The sequence below is a fragment of the Saccharothrix saharensis genome (assembly GCF_006716745.1).
Taxonomy (GTDB): domain Bacteria; phylum Actinomycetota; class Actinomycetes; order Mycobacteriales; family Pseudonocardiaceae; genus Actinosynnema; species Actinosynnema saharense.
Genome location: NZ_VFPP01000001.1, coordinates 7612740 through 7631821, shown reverse-complemented (window position 1 = coordinate 7631821; position 19082 = coordinate 7612740). Strand labels below are relative to the sequence as shown.

General features: G+C 71.9%; 17 protein-coding genes. 11 read left to right on the top strand and 6 right to left on the bottom strand.

What is annotated here, in order from left to right; genetic code table 11:
* Positions 1-125: 125 nt before the first annotated feature.
* The 3 genes from argG to FHX81_RS41490 all read right to left on the bottom strand — a co-directional run bounded on the left by argG (position 126) and on the right by FHX81_RS41490 (position 4427).
* Positions 126-1568, bottom strand: a complete 1443-nt coding sequence (argG, locus tag FHX81_RS34790) for an argininosuccinate synthase (protein WP_141982735.1) — start codon at positions 1566-1568, stop codon at positions 126-128.
* Positions 1569-1679: 111 nt separating this feature from the next.
* A complete protein-coding gene (locus FHX81_RS34785; protein ID WP_141982734.1) occupies positions 1680-2174 on the bottom strand; it encodes a GNAT family N-acetyltransferase in 495 nt (164 codons plus the stop codon).
* Between the two features lie 147 nt (positions 2175-2321).
* On the bottom strand, positions 2322-4427 hold the full coding sequence (locus tag FHX81_RS41490; RefSeq protein WP_211363639.1) for an RtcB family protein: 2106 nt from the start codon (positions 4425-4427) through the stop codon (positions 2322-2324).
* Positions 4428-4545: 118 nt separating this feature from the next.
* Here FHX81_RS41490 and ligA point away from each other — a divergent pair, with 118 nt between their 5' ends.
* The 5 genes from ligA (at position 4546) to FHX81_RS34750 (ending at position 11030) form a co-directional block, all read left to right on the top strand.
* Positions 4546-6537 (top strand): NAD-dependent DNA ligase LigA, encoded by a 1992-nt coding sequence (ligA, locus tag FHX81_RS34770; protein WP_141982733.1) that lies wholly within the window; start codon positions 4546-4548, stop codon positions 6535-6537.
* A 119-nt stretch (positions 6538-6656) separates the two neighbouring features.
* Positions 6657-7628, top strand: coding sequence for a methyltransferase (locus FHX81_RS34765; protein ID WP_141984297.1), 972 nt, complete (start codon positions 6657-6659; stop codon positions 7626-7628).
* Positions 7629-7790: 162 nt separating this feature from the next.
* Positions 7791-9251 (top strand): class I adenylate-forming enzyme family protein, encoded by a 1461-nt coding sequence (locus FHX81_RS34760; RefSeq protein ID WP_141982732.1) that lies wholly within the window; start codon positions 7791-7793, stop codon positions 9249-9251.
* Positions 9252-9255: 4 nt separating this feature from the next.
* The gene (locus tag FHX81_RS34755) at positions 9256-10149 is read left to right on the top strand and encodes a DMT family transporter (RefSeq protein WP_281291765.1); all 894 of its coding nucleotides are present in this window, start codon (positions 9256-9258) and stop codon (positions 10147-10149) included.
* Between the two features lie 254 nt (positions 10150-10403).
* A complete protein-coding gene (locus FHX81_RS34750; protein WP_246108122.1) occupies positions 10404-11030 on the top strand; it encodes a DUF1062 domain-containing protein in 627 nt (208 codons plus the stop codon).
* Here FHX81_RS34750 and FHX81_RS34745 read toward each other — a convergent pair.
* Entirely contained in the window at positions 11008-12105 is a 1098-nt protein-coding gene (locus tag FHX81_RS34745) for a BMP family lipoprotein (protein ID WP_246108334.1), read from the bottom strand. The two genes, FHX81_RS34750 and FHX81_RS34745, sit on opposite strands and share 23 nt — an antisense overlap.
* Before the next feature lie 260 nt (positions 12106-12365).
* On the opposite strand from FHX81_RS34745, the gene FHX81_RS34740 reads away from it, so the two are divergent.
* The 5 genes from FHX81_RS34740 (at position 12366) to FHX81_RS34720 (ending at position 16076) form a co-directional block, all read left to right on the top strand.
* Positions 12366-12695, top strand: a complete 330-nt coding sequence (locus FHX81_RS34740; protein ID WP_141982730.1) for a DUF6204 family protein — start codon at positions 12366-12368, stop codon at positions 12693-12695.
* A 193-nt stretch (positions 12696-12888) separates the two neighbouring features.
* Positions 12889-13206 carry a hypothetical protein gene (locus FHX81_RS40940; protein ID WP_170232284.1) on the top strand — a complete coding sequence of 106 codons (318 nt, stop codon included), beginning with the start codon at positions 12889-12891 and terminating at the stop codon, positions 13204-13206.
* Entirely contained in the window at positions 13203-14480 is a 1278-nt protein-coding gene (locus FHX81_RS34730; protein ID WP_141982729.1) for a hypothetical protein, read from the top strand. Before FHX81_RS40940 ends, FHX81_RS34730 begins: the two co-directional genes overlap by 4 nt.
* Entirely contained in the window at positions 14477-14959 is a 483-nt protein-coding gene (locus FHX81_RS34725) for a hypothetical protein (RefSeq protein ID WP_211363638.1), read from the top strand. Before FHX81_RS34730 ends, FHX81_RS34725 begins: the two co-directional genes overlap by 4 nt.
* 124 nt (positions 14960-15083) lie before the next feature.
* Entirely contained in the window at positions 15084-16076 is a 993-nt protein-coding gene (locus FHX81_RS34720; RefSeq protein WP_141982728.1) for a small ribosomal subunit Rsm22 family protein, read from the top strand.
* A 272-nt stretch (positions 16077-16348) separates the two neighbouring features.
* Here the strand turns inward: FHX81_RS34720 and FHX81_RS34715 are convergent, their stop codons facing one another.
* On the bottom strand, positions 16349-16738 hold the full coding sequence (locus tag FHX81_RS34715; protein ID WP_141982727.1) for an HPF/RaiA family ribosome-associated protein: 390 nt from the start codon (positions 16736-16738) through the stop codon (positions 16349-16351).
* Between the two features lie 370 nt (positions 16739-17108).
* Between FHX81_RS34715 and FHX81_RS34710 the strand changes: the two genes are divergently transcribed.
* Positions 17109-17498, top strand: coding sequence for a cellulose binding domain-containing protein (locus FHX81_RS34710; RefSeq protein WP_170232283.1), 390 nt, complete (start codon positions 17109-17111; stop codon positions 17496-17498).
* A gap of 303 nt (positions 17499-17801) precedes the next feature.
* Here the strand turns inward: FHX81_RS34710 and FHX81_RS34705 are convergent, their stop codons facing one another.
* Positions 17802-18950 carry a serine hydrolase domain-containing protein gene (locus FHX81_RS34705; RefSeq protein ID WP_141982725.1) on the bottom strand — a complete coding sequence of 383 codons (1149 nt, stop codon included), beginning with the start codon at positions 18948-18950 and terminating at the stop codon, positions 17802-17804.
* Positions 18951-19082: the final 132 nt, after the last annotated feature.

The window sequence follows — 19082 nt, the reverse complement described above, 5'->3', positions numbered from 1 at the left end:
CGCCGCGGGTTCGCCGTGGTCGCGCGGGTGACGTCCACCGGCAGCACCACCGAGACAGGGGCCCGGTCACGCCGGAACGCGCGTGCGCCGCTCGACGGGAGCGGCGCACGCGCGTCACGGGGCGGTCAGTCGTTGCCGGCTTCCAGCGCGGCGTGGTCGAGCAGCTCGTCGTCGGCCACCCTGCCGCGCGAGGCGATGGCCTCCGCGCCGCCCTCGGGCATCTCGCCGATCAGCTCGGTCGGCGCCACCTGCGGCGTGCCGATCAGCGTCGACTGGCTGCCGACCATGCCGAGCCCGGCGTACTGCTCCAGCTTGGCACGCGAGTCGGCGATGTCGAGGTTGCGCATGGTGAGCTGACCGATGCGGTCGACCGGGCCGAACGCCGAGTCCTCGGTCCGCTCCATGGACAGCTTGTCCGGGTGGTAGCTGAACGCCGGCCCGGTCGTGTCCATGATCGAGTAGTCGTCGCCGCGGCGCAGGCGCAGCGTCACCTCGCCGGTGATCGCCGTGCCCACCCAGCGCTGCAGCGACTCGCGCACCATCAGCGCCTGCGGGTCCAGCCAGCGGCCCTCGTACAGCAGCCGGCCCAGCTTGCGGCCCTCGGTGTGGTAGGCGGCCAGGGTGTCCTCGTTGTGGATCGCGTTGACCAGCCGCTCGTAGGCCGCGTGCAGCAGCGCCATGCCCGGCGCCTCGTAGATGCCCCGGCTCTTGGCCTCGATGACCCGGTTCTCGATCTGGTCGGACATGCCCATGCCGTGCCGGCCGCCGATCGCGTTGGCCTCCAGCACCAGGTCGACGGCGGAGGAGAACTCCTTGCCGTTGATCGTCACCGGGCGACCCTGGTCGAAGCCGATCGAGACGTCCTCGGTGGCGATCTCGACCTCGGGGTCCCAGAACCGCACGCCCATGATCGGGTCCACGATCTCGATGCCCGCGTCGAGGTGTTCGAGCGCCTTGGCCTCGTGCGTCGCGCCCCAGATGTTCGCGTCGGTGGAGTACGCCTTCTCCGTGCTCGCCCGGTACGGCAGGTCGCGGGCCAGCAGCCACTCCGACATCTCCGTGCGGCCGCCCAGCTCGCCGACGAACTCGGCGTCCAGCCACGGCTTGTAGATCCGCAGCGACGGGTTGGCCAGCAGGCCGTAGCGGTAGAACCGCTCGATGTCGTTGCCCTTGTAGGTGGAGCCGTCACCCCAGATCTGGACGTCGTCGTCGAGCATGGCGCGCACGAGCATGGTGCCCGTCACGGCCCGGCCGAGCGGCGTGGTGTTGAAGTAGGCGCGGCCGCCGGACCGGATGTGGAACGCGCCGCAGGCCAGCGCCGCGAGGCCTTCCTCGACCAGGGCGGCCCGGCAGTCGACCAGCCGGGCGATCTCGGCGCCGTACACCTCGGCGCGGCCGGGCACCGATGCGATGTCGGGCTCGTCGTACTGACCGATGTCCGCGGTGTACGTGCACGGCACCGCGCCCTTCTCCCGCATCCAGGCGACCGCCACGGACGTATCGAGACCACCGGAGAACGCGATGCCGACGTGTTCGCCGGCGGGGAGGTAAGTGAGCACCTTGGACACGACTAGAAGTATGCACGACGCTGCATGACCATGCATAGCCGGGGTGCCACCTTGTCCACCAGCGACAACGTGGGGTCGGCGGCCGACTCGCCGCCGACCCCGCCGGACCGACTACCGCGTGATCGGGTACGACGCGGTGTCCTGCCCCGTGACCTGCCCCAACGGCCGGAAACCGGCCTTCTCCAGGACGCGCGCCGAGGCCGGGTTCGACACCTCGACCTCGGCCCGGACCGTGTGCACATCGGGTGCGGTGAACGCGTGCGCGGTCAGGGCGCGGGCGGCCTCGGAGGCGTACCCGCGCCCCCGCCGTGACGGCACGATGCCGTACCCGATCTCCAGGACGCCGTCGGCGGGCGGCCAGAACAGCCCGACCGAGCCGACCACCAGACCGCTGCCGCGCTCGACCACCAGCCGGTGACCGTGACCACCCAGCCACTCCCGGTGCTCGCCGAAGAGCCCGGCGACGACCCGGTCACCTGCCGCGGGGAAGTCGTCGGCCCAGTCCGGCAGCCGCGCGCCGCCGACCACCGCCCCGATCTCGCGGTCGGCCCACGGCCGCAGCGCGAGCCGTGCCGTGATCAGCTCGGGGATGAACGATGAAGACATGCGGAACTCCTGGTCGTCAGGGATGACCCGGCCGCGCGTCAGCCGCGCGCGCACCGGGCGAGGGCATGCTGAAGACGGCTGCCGACAGCCATACCCACCAACCCCCGCTCCTGCTCCGGTGTCCCCGCCACGCCACCGACCCGTCGGTCAGTCGCCCTTCACGTTGACGATCTGCCGCAACGTGTGGCGCACCTCGACCAGGTCCGCCGCGTCACGCATCACGACGTCGATGTCCTTGTACGCCGCCGGGATCTCGTCGATGAAGGCGTCGGTGTCGCGGTACTCGATGCCGACCATGGCCTTGCGCAGGTCGTCCCGGTCGAACGCCCGCCGCGCGGCCGAGCGGGAGTACTCGCGGCCGGCGCCGTGCGGCGAGGAGTTCAGCGCGACCGGGTTGCCCTTGCCGACCACGACGTACGACGCGGTGCCCATCGACCCCGGGATGAGGCCGGCCCGACCCTTCTCGGCGTTGATGGCGCCCTTGCGGGACAACCACACCTCCTTGCCGAAGTGGGTCTCCCGCTCGGTGTAATTGTGGTGACAGTTTCCCGTGAGGATGTTGTCGGACAACGCGAACGAATGCGTGTCGTCGACGACCGCGCAGTACACCTCGGTCGTCTCGCCGGTCGGCCGCACGGAGAGCACGTTCCAGCCACGGCGCTCGGCAGCGCGCCGCCCGGCCACGAACCGGGCGCGATGCTCCTCGACCAGGAAGAACTCGGGATCGAGGTCGCCGCGCATCAGGCCGACGAGGTGCCGCGCGGTCGGCTCCGGGCCGTAGCCCGTGGACATCCGCGTCCTGATGCCGAACGTGCCGATGCCGACGGCCTGGCAGGCCAGGCGCACGAACTCCAGGTTCTCGCGGGACGCGGAGGCGAGCGTCGGCCGGCCGGTCGTGCCGACGTCACCGTCCGCCGCGAAGTAGCCGGCGAGCCACCCGTACAGCACGTCCGGGTGTGAGTCGAGTGACGGCCGTTCGGTCTTCCACTCGACCGGGAGCCCGGCGATCCGCTTCACCGCGCCGTACGTGCGGGGCGGACGCCCGAGCCCTTCGAACAGGGGGAGCACCGCCGACTCCTTCGTGCCGCGGAAGTCCGCGTAAGAGCGGTTGCCGACGCGGTGCCCGTCGCCGAACACGAACCCGCGGGCCGCCGCCTCACGGTCCACCGCGAGACCGGCCGGCCGACGTGGGAACGTGGACTGGAGTCGTTCACCGGGCTTCAGCTCGGCCGTCGTCGCCTCGTACCCGTGCCCGCGTCGCGACCGCAGGAGCCAGCGGTGGTCGGCGGTGGCGCGGAGGGTCTTGATCACACCGGAACGGCTCAGCACGACCTCGTGGACCTCCTGCCGGCCGAACGACCGGACGGGTGCCTTGACCCACTCGCCGTCCGCGGTGAGCAGTTCGTGCACGCCGCCCGCCAGGGCCTCGATCGGGCGCGTGCCCGTGCGGGTGATGACCTGCGTCTCGCCGGCGAAGCAGTTCACCACTTCCCGGCGCTCCACGTCACCGCCCGTCCACTCGGCCACGCAGGCGACGACCCGGTCCATCATCTCCTCGCGGTTGAGCCAGGCGAACTCCTGCGCCCAGCGCATCTCGCGGATGTAGTGCCAGAACTCGTCCTCGCCCTCGACCAGGTACGCCAGGTCCGGGTCGGGCAGGTCGATCCACCGCCGACGGCACTGCTCGTGCGCGATCCGGATGTGCTTCTGGGCGATCTTGTTGCCCACGCCGCGCGACCCGGAGTGCAGGAACAGCCACACCCGCCCCGCCTCGTCCAGCGTGACCTCGATGAAGTGGTTGCCGCTGCCGAGCGTCCCCAGCTGCAACTCCCAGTTGCCCGCGTACCGGCCGGGGTCGAAGCCCGCCACCTCCGCGCGGCGGGTGAGCTCCTCGACGCGCTCACGCGCCGTGTCCGTCACCCGGCTGTTGTACTTGCCGGCCGACAGCGGCACGGCGTGCTCGATCGCCTCGCGCAGCGGCGCGAGCGGGCGGGGCCGGAAGTCGTCCAGGGTGAACTGGGTGCGCACGGCGATCATGCCGCAGCCGATGTCGACGCCGACGGCGGCGGGGATGATCGCGCCCAGGGTGGGGATGACGCTGCCGACCGTGGCGCCCTTCCCGAGGTGCGCGTCGGGCATGAGCGCCAGGTGCGGGTAGATGAACGGCATGCGCGCGGCCTTCTCGGCCTGCTCGCGCGTGCCCGGGTCCAGGATGGACGCCCAGTTCACCAGTCGCTTGCTGATCTGCTCCACGGTTCTCCTCTGCTCGACGCAGAAGTTAGGCTCGATCGGGCGGCTCCGCGACCGAGATTCGCCCCGCCCCGCCCGGTGCGCACCGGTTTTGTCGGTGGTCGCCGGTAACTTGTCAGCCGTGAACGCTCGGGAACGCATCCAGGAACTCGCCGACCAGGTCGTCGTGCTGCGCGACGCCTACTACCGTGGCTCGCCGCTGGTGGCGGACGCCGAGTACGACGCGATCGAGGACGAGCTGCGCGGTCTGGTCGAGGCCCACCCGGACCTCGCGCCCGACCCGAACCCCCTGGACCAGGTGGGCGCGCCCGCGGTGCTGCACGCGCCGGTCCGGCACTCGCGGCCGATGCTGTCGCTGGAGAAGGCGACCAAGCCCGAGCAGGTCGCCGCGTTCTTCGACCGCTTCCCCGGCCAGCCGGTGGTGGTCATGCCGAAGCTGGACGGGTTGTCGCTGGCGCTGGTCTACGAGGACGGGCGGTTGGCGCGGGCGGTCACGCGGGGTGACGGCACGACGGGCGACGACGTGACGCCGCTGGTGCGCGCCCTGGTCGACGGGGTACCGGAGCGGGTGGACGCGCCGGGGCGGGTCGAGGCGCGCGGCGAGGCCGTGATGCTGCGCTCGACGTTCGCCGCCTACAACACCGCGCACCCGGACAAGCCGCTGATCAACCCGCGCAACGCGGCGGCGGGCACGCTGCGGGCGAAGGACCCGGCCACGGTCGCCGAGCGCCGGCTGCAGTTCTTCGCCTTCGACCTGGACACGTCGGCGGACGCGGCGGCGGCCGACTTGGAGCAGGGGCTGCGGGCGCTGGGGTTCGCCGTGGCCGACATGCGGCACTGCGAGGACGCGGCCGCGGCGCAGGAGGTGATCTCCGGGATCGAGGCGCGGCGCAACGAGCTGGACTACGACCTGGACGGCGCGGTGCTGCGGTTGGCGAACCGGGACGCGTTCGCCGCCGCGGGCACGCGGTCGAACTCGCCGCGCGGCGCGCTGGCGTTCAAGTTCGCCGCCGAGGAGAAGACGACCCTGCTGCTCGACGTGGTCTGGGACGTGGGCAAGACGGGCAAGATCGCGCCGGTGGCGCACCTGGAGCCGGTGTTCGTGGGCGGCACGACGGTCACCCGCGCGACGCTGGCCAACCAGGAGGTGATCCGGGCGCGGGGCATCAGGATCGGGGACACGGTGCTGATCCGCCGGGCCGGTGACGTGATCCCGTTCGTGGCGGGCGTGCTGGACGAGTCCAAGCGGACGGGTGCGGAGCGGGAGATCGTGCCGCCGGCGGCGTGCCCGTCGTGCGGCCAGGGGCTGATCGAGCAGGGTAACAGCCGGGAGTTGTTCTGCACCAACGTCGCCTGTCCCGCGCAGGCCGTGCGGCGGTTGATCCACTGGGCGTCGCGGGCGGCGGCGGACATCGAGGCGGTCGGTCCGGTGTGGATCGAACGGCTGGCCGAGGCCGGGTTGCTGGAGCACCCGTCGGACTTCTACCGGCTGACCAAGGAGCAGTTGCTGGAGTTCGACCGGATCGGTGAGACCTCCGCGACGCGCATGATCGACTCGATCGTCGCGAGCCGTGCGGTCGGCCTGCGCCGGGCGTTGATCGGGCTGGCCATCCCGATGGCGTCGGAGGGCACCGCCACCCGGCTGTGCCGCGCGGGGTTCGGCTCGCTGGAGGAGGTCGCCGACGCCGACGAGGAACGCCTCGTCGCCGTGGAGGACATCGGGCCGAAGGTCGCCGCCTCGCTGACCGAGCACCTGGGCCGGCTGCGGCCCGAGCTGGAACGCCTGCGGCAGTACGGGGTGTCGCTGGACGTGCGGGACGAGGACCTGCCGCCGGTCGTGGCGTCCGACGCGCCGCTGGCCGGGAAGACGGTGGTGGTCACCGGCGCGATCAGCGATCCGCGTTCCGGCGAGAAGGTGCCGCGGCCCACCTTCCAGCGGCTGTGCGAGAAGGCGGGCGCGACCACCGCGACCTCGGTCTCGGCGAACACCGACTACCTGGTCACGGGGGCCGACGTCGGCGCGAGCAAGCTGACCAAGGCGGAGAAGCTCGGCGTCGAGGTGGTCGACCAGGGCGTGATCTGGCAGCAGTTGATCGAAGCCGGCATCGCCTGACCCCGCGCGTGGAGGGCCGCGGGCCGGGCGCCCGCGGCTCCGCGGGTATCGCCTCGACGTTCGTGGGACAGTGGATCGTCGTGGGACACGAAGAGCGTGACGCGGACACGATCCTCCGCATGGCCGGGTTGGCCACCCCCATGGCCCTGCGGGTCGCGGTGACGTTGGGACTGCCGGATCGGCTGCTCGGCGACGGTGCCCCCGTCGCCGACGTCGCGGCCGAGCTGGACGCCGACCCGGTCGCGCTCGACCTCCTGCTGGGCCACCTCGCGACCCTCGGGCTGGTGGAAAGCACCCCGACCGGCTACCGGACGACCGCGTTCGGCGAGAACCTGCGCGCCGACGCCGACAACCGCCTGACCGACCTGCTGCACCTGGATCGCGCGGGCGGCCGCGGTGAGCTGGCCTACGCGGACCTCCTCCACAGCGTCCGCACCGGCGAGGCGGCCTACCCGCGTCGGTACGGGCGTGACTTCTACACCGACGTGCACGACCACCCGCACCTGCGCGAGTCGTTCGACCGGCAGATGACCCGCCGGTTCCGCGACCAGCTCCCCCGGCTCGTCGCCGGCGTCGACTGGTCCCGGTTCGCCACGATCGTGGACGTGGGTGGTGGCGCGGGCGGCCTCCTCGCGGCGATCCTGGAAGCCCATCCCGCCGTGCGCGGCCACCTGGTCGACCTCGAGCAGACCGCCGCGCAGGCGCGCCGCACGTTCCACGACCGCGGCCTCGACGACCGGGCGCGGGTGACGGCGGGCAGCTTCTTCGACCCGCTCCCCGCGGGTGCGGACGCCTACCTGCTGGTCGACGTCCTCCACAACTGGGACGACGAGCACGCCCACCGCATCCTGGACCGCTGCGCCGAGGCCGCACGGCCCACCGGGCGCGTCCTGGTCGTGGAGGCGGTCGGCGGTCTGCGCGCCGACACCGGGAGCGACCTGGCCATGCTGGTGATCTTCGGCGGCCGGGAGCGCCGGCTGGCGGAGTTCCGCGCGCTCGCCTCGGCGCACGGTCTCGCGCTCGACACCGTGACCGAGGTGACCGACCAGCGCTGCCTGCTGGACTTCCGGTTCCAGGACGACCTCCGGTGAACCACCGCGTTCACTCGATGGGGTGAGATAGCGCGCCGCGCACGCGGACGGGCGGCCGGCACTCCTTGACACCCCGGGGCGGAGGTCGCCAACCTCGACCACGCGGCGACGGCAGGGGAGGTCGTGGCCGACCGACTTTCGACGTGATGTTCGGGGGGAATCATGTCGGTGAGCAGTGGCGCGAACCTGGTCGAACGGCTGGAGCGACGCGCACGCGACCGCGGGTGGCTGGGGCGACCGGCCTACCACGTCGGAGCCGAGACCTACCGCTTCGCCGACGTCTACGAGGGCGCCGGCCGGGCCGCCGCCGCGTACACCGCGCGAGGGCTCGGTCCGGGCAGCCGGATCGCCCTGGTCCTGCCGGACGGCGTCGACCTGGTGTGGGCGTTCCTCGGCGCGCTCCGGATCGGGGCGGTCGCGGTGCCGGTGAACTCGACCATGCACCCGGACGAGGTGCGCCGCGCGCTGAGGATCGCGGAGCCGCACGCCGTGGTGTCCGAGGAGTCCTGGGGCGGTCCGCCCGCGATCGCACCGCACGAGCTGTGGGTCGACGGTGACGCGCCCTGCGCGCCCGTCACGTCCGACACCCCGGCGTACGCGGTCTTCACCTCCGGCACCACGGGCGACCCGAAGCTGTGCTTCCACACCCACGGCGACCCCGGGGTGTACGAGCAGGCCATCGGGTCGGTCATCGACCTCACTCCGGACGACGTCACGTTCTCGGTGTCGCGGATGTACTTCGCCTACGGGCTGGGCAACTCGCTGTTCTTCCCGCTGCACCGCGGCGGCACGACGGTGCTGTCCCGGGAACGCGCGACCGAGGACGACGCCCTGCGGATCGTCAAAACCCATGGCGTGACGGTGTTCTACGGCCAGCCGAGCTTCTACGCCCGGCTGCTGCGCCACCCCGACCACGGGCTGCTGTCGGACCTGCGGCTCGCGCTCGTCGCGGGCGAGGTGCTGCCCGACGTGCTGGAATCGCGGCTGCGACAGGTGCTCGGCGAACGGCTGCTGAACATCTTCGGCACCACGGAGATCGGGCACGCCCTGGTGGCCAACGCGATCGGCCGCGGTCGTGACCACACGATCGGTCGAATCCTGCCGCCGTACCGGATGCGGATCGTGGACGAAGCGGGCGCGGAGACGCCGCCGGGCGTGCCGGGCGCGCTGGAGGTAGCGGGTCCGTCGATCGCGCTGGGCGTGGCGCGGGGCGGCGACCCGCCGTCGCGCGCCGGGGATTCCTGGTACGCCACCGGTGACGCGGCGACCGTGGACGAGGACGGGTACGTGCGGCTGCACGGCCGGTTGGACGACGTGGAGATCGTCGGCGGCCAGAACGTGCACCCGGCGGAGATCGAGGACCTGCTGATGCGGCACCCGGAGGTGCGCGAGGCCGCGGTGTGCTCGGCCCGGCGCGAGACCGGTGTGACGAGCCTGCGGGCGTTCGTGGCGTTGGCCGACGACGCGTCACCGGACCGGGTGCGCGCCGACCTGCTCGCCACCGCGCACGCCACCCTCACCTGGTACAAGGTGCCGGAGGACGTCGTGTTCGTGCCCGAGCTGCCGCGCACGCCGACGGGCAAGCTGCGCCGACGTGACGTCCGCGCGATGGCGGGGGGCTGACCCGGTGGAGCGGAGCGGTGTCACCACCAAGGCCGCCGCGGCGGTCCTGGTCACCATGGTGCTGTGGGCGTCGGCGTTCGTCGGCATCCGGTACGCCGGGGAGCACTTCGAGCCCGGGTCGCTCGCGCTGGGACGGCTGCTGGTCGGCGCCATCGCGCTCGGCGCCGTCGCCGCGGTGCGCGGAGTGGGTGTGCCGCCGAGGGCGGCGTGGCCGGGGATCATCGGTTCCGGCGTGTTCTGGTTCGCGCTCTACATGGTGGCGTTGAACTGGGGCGAGCGGCACGCGGACGCCGGGACGGCCGCGCTGATCGTCGGCGTCGGCCCGGTCCTGGTGGCGTTCCTGGCCGGGTGGCTGCTGCGCGAGGGCTTCCCGGCGAGGCTGCTGGCCGGGCTCGCCATCGCGTTCGCGGGTGTCGCGGCGGTCGGGCTCTTCGACTCCGGCGGCGGCTCGACCACCAGGGGCGCGCTGCTGTGCCTGGTCGCGGCGGCGGGGTACGCGGTCGGGGTCGTGGCGCAGAAGCCCGCGCTTCGGCACGCGTCCGCGTTGCAGGCCACCACGTACGGCTGCGTGATCGGCGCGATCGTGTGCCTGCCGTTCGGCGGGCAGCTCGTCGGCGACCTGCGCGACGCGCCGGCGAGCGCCACGATCGCGGTGGTGTACCTGGGGCTGCTGCCGACCGCGCTGGCGTTCTACACGTGGGCGTACGCGCTGTCCCACATGACCACCGGCAGGCTCGGTGCCACGACCTACCTGGTGCCGGCGATCGTCGTGCTGCTGTCGTGGGCGTTGCTGGACGAGGTTCCCGGTCTGGTGGCGTTGGCGGGCGGCGCGCTGTGCCTGGTCGGGGTGGCCGTGTCCCGGGGCAAACCCCGACCGGCCGTCACCGCGGCGAGGTGACCGGGGCGGGAGCGGGGCGCGCGCCGGCGAAAATCCGTTGCCCGGCGCGCGCCGGTTGAACATCATTCCGCACATGGAGCTGTGACCAGTGACGCACGCGACGTGCTGAGCCACGTCGCACCAGCCGACGTGCCCTCTCGTGGCCGTCGGCCGTACCTCACTGGATCCAGGAGTCGATCGCCGGCGCCGTGGTGGCGCTGCCGGGCGTCTCCTCCGCACGCTCGGAGTTTCCCCCGGCCATGTCCTCTTCCCGTGTGCCCGCTGACAACGCCGCTTCCGACGTGGACCGGAAAGCGCTGTGGGTGGTGAAGGAACTCGGCCTGCCCGCCATCGTCACGGCGTGCCCCTCGTGCCGTTCGACCCGCCACCACCCCACCGGCAAGTTCCGCGTGAACGCCGGCGGCAAGCTCCTCGACGTCTGGCTGCTCATCGGCTGCGACGGGTGCGGCCGCACGTCCAAGATCCCCCTCCACGAGCGCGTCCACGTGCGCGCGCTGGAGCACGAGCGGCTGCGCCTGTTCGAGGACAACGACGCGGCCCTGGTCCGGCTCCTGGTCATGGACCCGGCCCTGGCCCGCCGGTCCGGCTACCGGCTCGAGTGGAGCGGCACCTGGGAACTGGAGACCGACATGCCGTTCTACGACCTCGACGGCGACGACCCGGCACCGCTGGAGGTCGTCGTGAGGTTCGAGCTCCCCGCGCCCGTCCGGGTCGAGAAGCTGCTCACGGCGGGTTTCGGCCTGAGCCGACCCGCCGTGCGGGCCCTGGTCGCCTCGGGTCGGGTCCACCTGCCCGTGCCCGTGGACGCCAGGGCCCGCGAGGACTTCACGTTCTTCGTCCGGCCGCTCGACCGAGGGGCTACCGCTGGTCCGCGACCTTGATCGTCCCCGCGATGATCTGCGCCTTGAACCCCTCGAGGATGCCCTGCAGCTCGGCGTCGATCCGACCGCCCGACGTGGCGTAGCCGACACCGTCCACCTTGAGGTCGAAGACGTCCGGCAACGAGGCCAGGTCGTCCTTCGCGGCGGCCCGGACGAAGTCGTGCACCGCCACGTCGACGCGCTTGAGGCTCGACGCCACGATGACGTCCCGGGAGTCCGCGAGCGCCGGCTGGTGGTACTGGTCGGCGTCGCACCCGATCGCCAGCACCCCCGCCTGCTTCACCGCGGAGAAGACGCCGATGCCGGACGCGCCCGCGGCCGGGTAGAGGACGTCCGCGCCCTTGTCGATGAGGCCCTTCGCCGTCTCCATCCCCTTCACCGGGTCCTGGAAGCCGCTGAAGTCCGTGGCCGGCGTGATGTACTTCTTCTCCACCACGATCTTCGGCGCGGCGGCCTTCGCACCCTGGACGTACCCGGCCTCGAACTTGTGGATCAGCGGGATGTCGACGCCGCCGACGAACCCGACGTGGCACTTCCGGCTCTGGTAGGCGGCCACGACGCCGGCCAGGAATGCGCCCTCCTGCTCGGCGAAGACGAGCGGCGTGACGTTCGCCGCCTCCGGCACCGCCGAGTCCACCAGACCGAACCGGACGTCCGGGAACTCGGGCGCGACGACCTTGAGCGACTCGGTGTACGCGAAGCCCACCGCGACGATCGGGTTGAAGCCCTCATGGGCCAGTTGGCGCAGCCGGGACTGCTTCACCGACTCGTCCTCGCTCGGCGCGGCGGACAGCTCGCGGGTGTTGTCCTTCGCGACACCCAAGTCCTTGACCGCCTGGTCGAACCCGGCGGCGGCGAGGTCGTTGAACGACGCGTCACCCCGACCACCGATGTCGTAGGCGAGACCGACCTTCAACCCGCTCCCGTCCACCTTGTCACCGTCGGAAGCCCTCGTGCCCTCGGTGGCGCTGGTGGTGGCCGGCGCACTGGGCGGCGTCGCGAACTCGCAACCGGTGCCCGCGGACGGCGCGGCGGTGCTGTCGCCGGAGTCCTTCGCGCAGGCGCTCACCACCATCAAGCTGGTCAACGCGATCGCGGCAACAGCGGTCCTGCGTGTACGACGGCGCACGGCTCGTCCCCTTCCCGCTCTTCGAGCAGACACTCCCCATGGCCGCATCAGGGCCGGCGCGAGGGACCGTACCTCCTCACCACCGCCGTCCGGTCCGACGCTCATCCACTGAGAACACCGTGCGGGCCCGCGCGGTTAAGTCGATTGCGAACCGCCCGGCCGGTGCCCCACCATGCACGGACCGCCGGACGAACGAGGGATTGCCCATGGTCGAGCACACCTACCGGGTCATGGTGCGCGGCAGGTTCACCGACCTCGACGACGCCGGACGCGCCCGCCTGCTGGCCGAGGTCGACCGGCACGGTGTGCTGACCAACGGCTTCTCCGAGCAGGGAGCGCTGTCCTACGACCGCTCTCTGGACTTCTTCAGCTTCCGCGTCCAACTGCGCGCCGAAGTCGAACCGACCGACCGCACCGTGTGCGACCGCGCCCTGGCCCTGGCCTCCCGCGCGATCGACCAACTGGGCGTCGACTTCCGCGACATGCGCGCCTCCGCCACCGACATGGACCTGATCAAGATCCGCCGTCCCCGGTAGCGGACACCGCATTCGATCGCGTTGCGGATCAGGGACGAGGGCGCGTGCGCGCAACTATTCCACACTCGCATTAAATCGGCGCCCTCACCCGAAGAATGCGGTTATCGGACTGTTCGGGTGATTGTCCGGCCGAACGCAATCGCCTCCCGCCCGGGCTGCCCTACCCTCATCTCACCTCACCCGTGGGGGGATTGTGGACGGCTACGAAGTCGACGTCGAAGCTCTGCGCAAAGCGGCGAAGGCCGCCACCTCCGCCGGTGAACAGGCCGGTCGCGTCAAGCTGGGCGAGGCCGTGGTCCCGGTCGCCGAGGCGATGCCCGGCTCGGCGTCGGCCGGACGGGCCCCGGCCCTGGCCTCGGCGTGGGGGCAGCGGCTGACCGGCTGGTCGACGGACGTCACCGCGTTCGGGGACGACCTCGCCGCCTCGGCCGACGGCTACGAGAAGAACGAGGACGCCGCCGCGTCGGACTTCGGCCTGCTCGGCGGTCTGTTCGGGGGGTCCGGCGGGTGACCAGCTACGCCGAGGTCCGTTCGTGGAACCCGGACGCCATCGAGGGCGCGGCGCGGTCCGTGCGCGGTCGCAAGGAGCAGATCCTGGGACTGCAGGACGAGCTCGACCTGTCGTTCGGCCCGCTGTTCTGGCACGGGACCGGCGCCGACGAAGCGCGCCGTGCGCTCACCGGGCTGCGCGACCGCGCCGAGCACGTCGTCGCCGAAGCCGCCCACGTGCAGAAAGCGCTGCAGGACGCCGCCGACGCCGTGACCGACCTCCGCCAGCGGGTCGAGGAGGTGGAGACCGTCGCCCAGGCCAACTGGTTCACCATCGGCCCGGACGGCTCGGTCCGCGACAACGATCCCGGCGGCGCCGCCGACCCGACCCGCGCGGCCACCGCACACGCCCTCGCCGAGCGCGTCACCCGGCTGATGGCCATCGCGCAGGAGGTCGACTCCCGCCTCTCCGAGGCCCTGTCCGCCGCCGAGGCCGGCAAGGTGAGCGACCACGGCGCCACCACCCTCGCCGACGCCGACATCACGTCCACGGCCGACGGCAAGTACCACACCGGTCCGCCGGAGAAGCCCGACATCACGTTCGACGAGGACTTCGTCTACGACTCCGAGGACTCGAACCTCGGCGACCACGCCGACAAGCTGCAGTGGCTGGCCAAGCTGCGCGGTGCCCAGGCCCTGGGCTTGATGCCCGACGCGACGGAGATGTACGAGCACTACTGGGACAACACCGGCACGCCGAAGGAGTGGGACTACGACAAGGCCTACCGCGAGGACTCCGGCATCCGCAAGGGCGTGGACTCGGAGGTGACCCGCGCCGCCCGGGCCGCCGAGGAGATCATCCGCTCCGGCCGCACCGACTTCTCGATGACGGGCGCACCCAGCGGCGCGACCCCCTACCCCCAGACCGAGAACTGGCAGAAGGCCGTCGGCGGCTACCAGATCTGGAGCCACGGCAACGTCAAGGTCGAGGGCAGCAAGGTCACCATGGTCATCACCGTCGAGGGCGAGGACCGCTACAACTTCAACCGGGGCGACGCCGACATCGCCACCGGCGCCGCCGACGACGACAACGGCCGCTTCACCGAAATAGGCTGGGCCCGACCGTTCGACACGCACGGCAGCATGACCAAGACCATCACCTGGGAACTCGGCCACCCGCCCACCGGCCTGTCCGACGGGCCCCCACCCGACGACGGCACCGTCCGCGGCACCGACCGCGACCGGGGCCCGACCCCGGACAACCCCAGGGAACCCGAGAGGAACCGCGCCCGGTGACCCAGGTGACCCGCACCACCCGCCACCTCGTCGCCGCGCTCCTCCTGCTGCTGACCGCGACCGCCTGCAGCACCACCCAGCCGGAGAAGGGACATCCCAGAATGCCTGCCAAATCGGGCACCGGCGAACTCCGCACGGACCTCGACCCGCTCACCAAGCGCTTCCCCCTCCTCACCGCGGCGGAGAAGGCGGAGTGGATGTCCGGCACCCTCGGCGACGACCGCGTCCCCGGCCCGTCCACTTACTGGATCGACGCCATCGTCACCCTCCCCCAGTCGACCCTCGTCGAGATCGACCGGGGAACGCAGGAGAACGCCACCCCACCCGCGGTCGTGGAGGGCCTGCGGAACCACCTGCCCGAAGGGCCCTACCTCACCGGCCAGTCCCTCGACGACGCCTTCACCACCGAAACCTGGTCCGCCACCGCCTACCGGGCCAAGAACACCAACATCGTCGTCCTGGTGGCCAGGGGCCAGTAGGCTGCTGGAGGATCCGACCGGACACCGGCAGCTACCGGCGCCGTCGCGGACGGCCAGGTGTCGGACGCCGTCCTGACCTCACCCGAGTCCTGCCGGTGGGCCCGGACCGGCACAATCACCTGTCGTGGCCACGCTACCCGACGACCTCCAGTCCGCCCTCGACGGTGCGCTGCGCCGGTTCCCGCACCAGGACTTGTCCCGGTCGGTCGACCGGCTGATCTCCCGTTACCGGGAGGGCCGGGCGGCGGCCGGCGAGGTGATCCTCCACTCGGAGGTCGACGTCGCCGCGTACGCCGGCTACCGGATGCCCGCCACGTTCGCCGCGGTGCGGGCGGTGTTCGCCGAGGTGGCCGCCGTGGTGCCGGAGTTCACCCCGCGGACCATGGTCGACGTCGGCGGCGGCACGGGCGCCGCGCTGTGGGCCGCGCAGGACACCTGGCCATCGTTGGTCGACCTGACCGTGGTCGAGCAGGCCCCGCACGCGGTGGCGCTGGGCAAGCGACTCGTCGCCGAAGCCGAGGAGCCGGCCCTGCGCGGGGCGACGTGGCGGCACGGCGTCGTCGACCCCGGCGCGCCCGCGCCCCGGGCGGACCTGGTCACGCTGTCCTACGTGCTCGGTGAGCTACCCGAGCACACCCGCGCGGACGCCGTGCGGTGGCTGGCCCGCGAGGCCGACACGGTCGTGCTGATCGAACCCGGCACGCCGGCGGGTTACGAACGGGTCGTCGCGGCTCGCGACCTGCTGGTGGAGCTGGGTCTGTCGCTGGTCGCGCCCTGCCCGCACGAGCGGGAGTGCCCGATCCCGCGAGGCCGGGACTGGTGCCACTTCACCGCGCGGCTCCCCCGCGTCGGCGCCCACCGGCTGATCAAGGAAGGCACGCTCAACTTCGAGGACGAGAAGTTCTCCTACGTGGTCGCGTCGCGCACCTGGTCACGGCGTTCCGCGAACCGCGTGCTGCGGCACCCGCTCAAGCGCAAGGGCATGGTCGTCCTGCGGCTGTGCACCGGCGAGGACGGCCTGGAGGACACGACCGTGAGCAAGCGGCACGGCGACCTCTACCGGGCGGCCCGGGACGCCAAGTGGGGCGACGAGTGGCCGCCCGCCGACCGGGACTGATCGCAGCGCCCCCCACGATGGCGCCGATGGCGGGGCCGGGCGGCACGGGCCCGTCGACCGTGGCCGTTGAGCTCCGGCCGCTCGGTGCTGCGCCGGACGACCACGGGTCGGTTGAGAACGCCTGCCTTCCGCGGGGTTCCGCGCACCGACACGCAGTGATGAGCAACCGCCACCCGATCAACGGCCTGCTGATGAGGATCATCGGCCGGCCGTTGACCAGGTGAACACATCGTGGGCGACACCGGATCGAACGAGTGAACCACTCGCCCCGATCAGTCCCGAGGCTCGTCCACGATCACGCCGACGCGCCCCGGGTCTTCCGGAGCGGGCATGTGACGGATGCTGTCGCTGCCCTTGTGGTCGTGGGCGCGGGCGTACCGGGAATCCAACACCCTGCTCAACTTCTGCGCCGCCCCGGCGTACGCGTCGTCCACGGTGGTCGCGTGGTGGGTGACCGCGACCGGCTGCTTGCCCCCCGGTCGCGCCTCGATGACGCACTTCTTGTCCTCCGGCTTGCCGCCCCCGTCCTCGCTGAGGTGCACCTCCACCCGGGTCAACCACCCGCTGAACCGGGCCAGACCGCTCTCCAGGTCGGCGGTCACATAGGTGGCCAGTCGTTCGCCACCGTGGATGTTGTGGTCGGTGTTGACCTGTACCTGCATGAGCACCCTCCGAATCGGGACGGCAATGGTCCTGGTCGATACCACGAGAGCGGTCGGCTCAAACGCGGCGGCGTTCGGCGGGTGCGGTGCCGGGGAACTCCGAATTGGACGCAGAGCTGCGGTGATCGTGCCTCAAGGGCTTGTCCGGACGTGCCCCGGAACGAGGCACGCATCGATGCGACCTGATTGCGACGAACCGGCCGGGACGGCAATTTCGAGCCATCATGAGCAGTCATCGGCGTGCGAATGGGCGTAGCGCCTGCCGCGCGCAACGCGTTAGCTTTTCCAGGAGCATTGTCCGTCCGGACTCGGGAGATTCGCCATGCGGTTCAGGCCGGTGTTGCACGCCTTGTTGGCAACGGGCATCGTCATGGTCACTCCGGTTACGCCCGTGGTGGCGGACCCCGCCGCGCCGAACCTCCGCTGCACCTACACGCACGTGGTGCAGAGCACCTGGCTGGGCGGCTACCAGGCGGAGTTCACCGTGGACAACCTGGGGCCCGACGCGGCGGCGCCGTGGCAGGCGACCTTCGTGCTGAGCGGTGGCGGTCACGTCAAGACGACGTGGCCCGGCCCTTTCACCCAATCGGGCAGCTCCGTGAAGCTCAGCGGCGCGGCTTGGAACCGGGACCTCTACGCCAAGTGGTTCGCGAAGACCGGACTCACGGTCGCTTATACGGGTTCGGTCTTCCCCTCGCCCAGCGACGTCAAGCTCAACGGAGTCGCGTGCACGGAGCACAGCGGACCCGTGACGCGTTGACCGGACTCCCGGAGTGGTCACAGGCGTCTCCCGGGCACCCGCACGATCACCGCGGGGCGACGTCGGTGCAGTCGACCTCGTCCGGCAGCCGGCCGGTGGTCGGGAACGTCACCGTCGTCTCGTCCACGCATCCGGAGCCACGGTCGTACGTAGTGCCCGCCGTTGTCCGCACCGACGAAAGCCGCTCGCCCGCCGAGAACCTCGTACAGCCCGCCCAGTCCCGGATCGGGCTCCGGGATGGTCAGACCGGTCTCGGACAGGCGCCGGGGCCGGTTCCCGGTGTGCGAGGTCATCAGGGGTTGCTCAGGAAGCCGCGGCCGCGCGGTGGACGGCGGCGGCGAGCCGATCGTGTTCCGGGTAGGACCAGTTGAAGGAGAAGCGGCGCCGGGTGTAGCCGAACGCGATACCGCTGACCGGGTCGACGAAGGACTCCGAGCCCGCCGATCCGTTGTGGCCGAACGCGTTCGCGCTCAGGAACGGGTAGCGTCGGCCTTTGGCCTGGAAGCCGAGGGCGTACTGCCCCAGGGCACCGGTGACCAGGTCGCCGCCGGTGGAGTGGAGCATGGCGAACTCGCCGACGGTGTCCGACGTCAGCAGCGGTGCCCGGCCGTCGACGCCGACGACCGCCGCCGCGTACATCGCGGCCAGCCCGCGGGCGTTGCCCACTCCGCCGGCGGAAGCCTGACCGAGCGCCCGCACCCGCCGGGTGTTGACGAAGGCCACCTGGTCCAGGGGCGGGGTGGAGTTGAGGCCGTAGCCGATCCCGGTGATGCTGTGCGGACCGGGAACCGTCGACCGGAATTCGGCGAGCGCGTCGGGACCGGCCTGCCCCGGCAGGATCTCCCGGAAGCGGTCCTCCAGTGGCTCGGGCAGGCCGAGGTAGAGGTCCAGACCGCAGGGTGTGCGGATCCGCTCCTCGAAGAGGTCCTGCAGCGAGCGGCCGGTGGTCCGGCGGACCACCTCGCCGACGATCGCGAACGTCACGAACCCGCCGTAGCCGTAGGCCGACCCCGGTTTCCAGTACGGTCGCTGCCCCGCCAGGCGAGCGGCGATCGTCCGGTCGTCGGCGAGCTCGTGGGCGGTCAACCCACCGGCGACGCCGATGACGCCGGAGCGGTGGGTGAGGACGTCCCGCAGGGTGATCCCGCCCTTGCCCGCCGCGGCGAACTCGGGCCAGTGCAGGGCAACCGGCTCATCCAGGTCGATCGCGCCGTCCTGCACCAGCAGCGCGACCACCAGGGTCGCCGCCCCCTTGGTCGAGGAGTAGACGCCGGTCAGCGTGTCGCCGGTCACCCCGTCCCCCGCCCACAGGTCGACCACGCGCCTGCCGTTCGCGTACGCCGCGAGCTGCGCGCCGGCCGCACCGCCGTCCTCGACCACCACGGCGGCGAACACCTCGCGAACCGCCTCGAAACCGTCGGCCACCGTCCCGTGCACGTCGATCCCGCTCATCCGTTCCGCTCCGTTCGTCCAGCGATCGACCCGTCGACTGCACTGACGTACGGATCGCGGAGGATGTGACCGCCACCCGTGCGGTCACGACCCACGGACGGCGGGGCGTCACCATGACCGGCGGACGTGCTG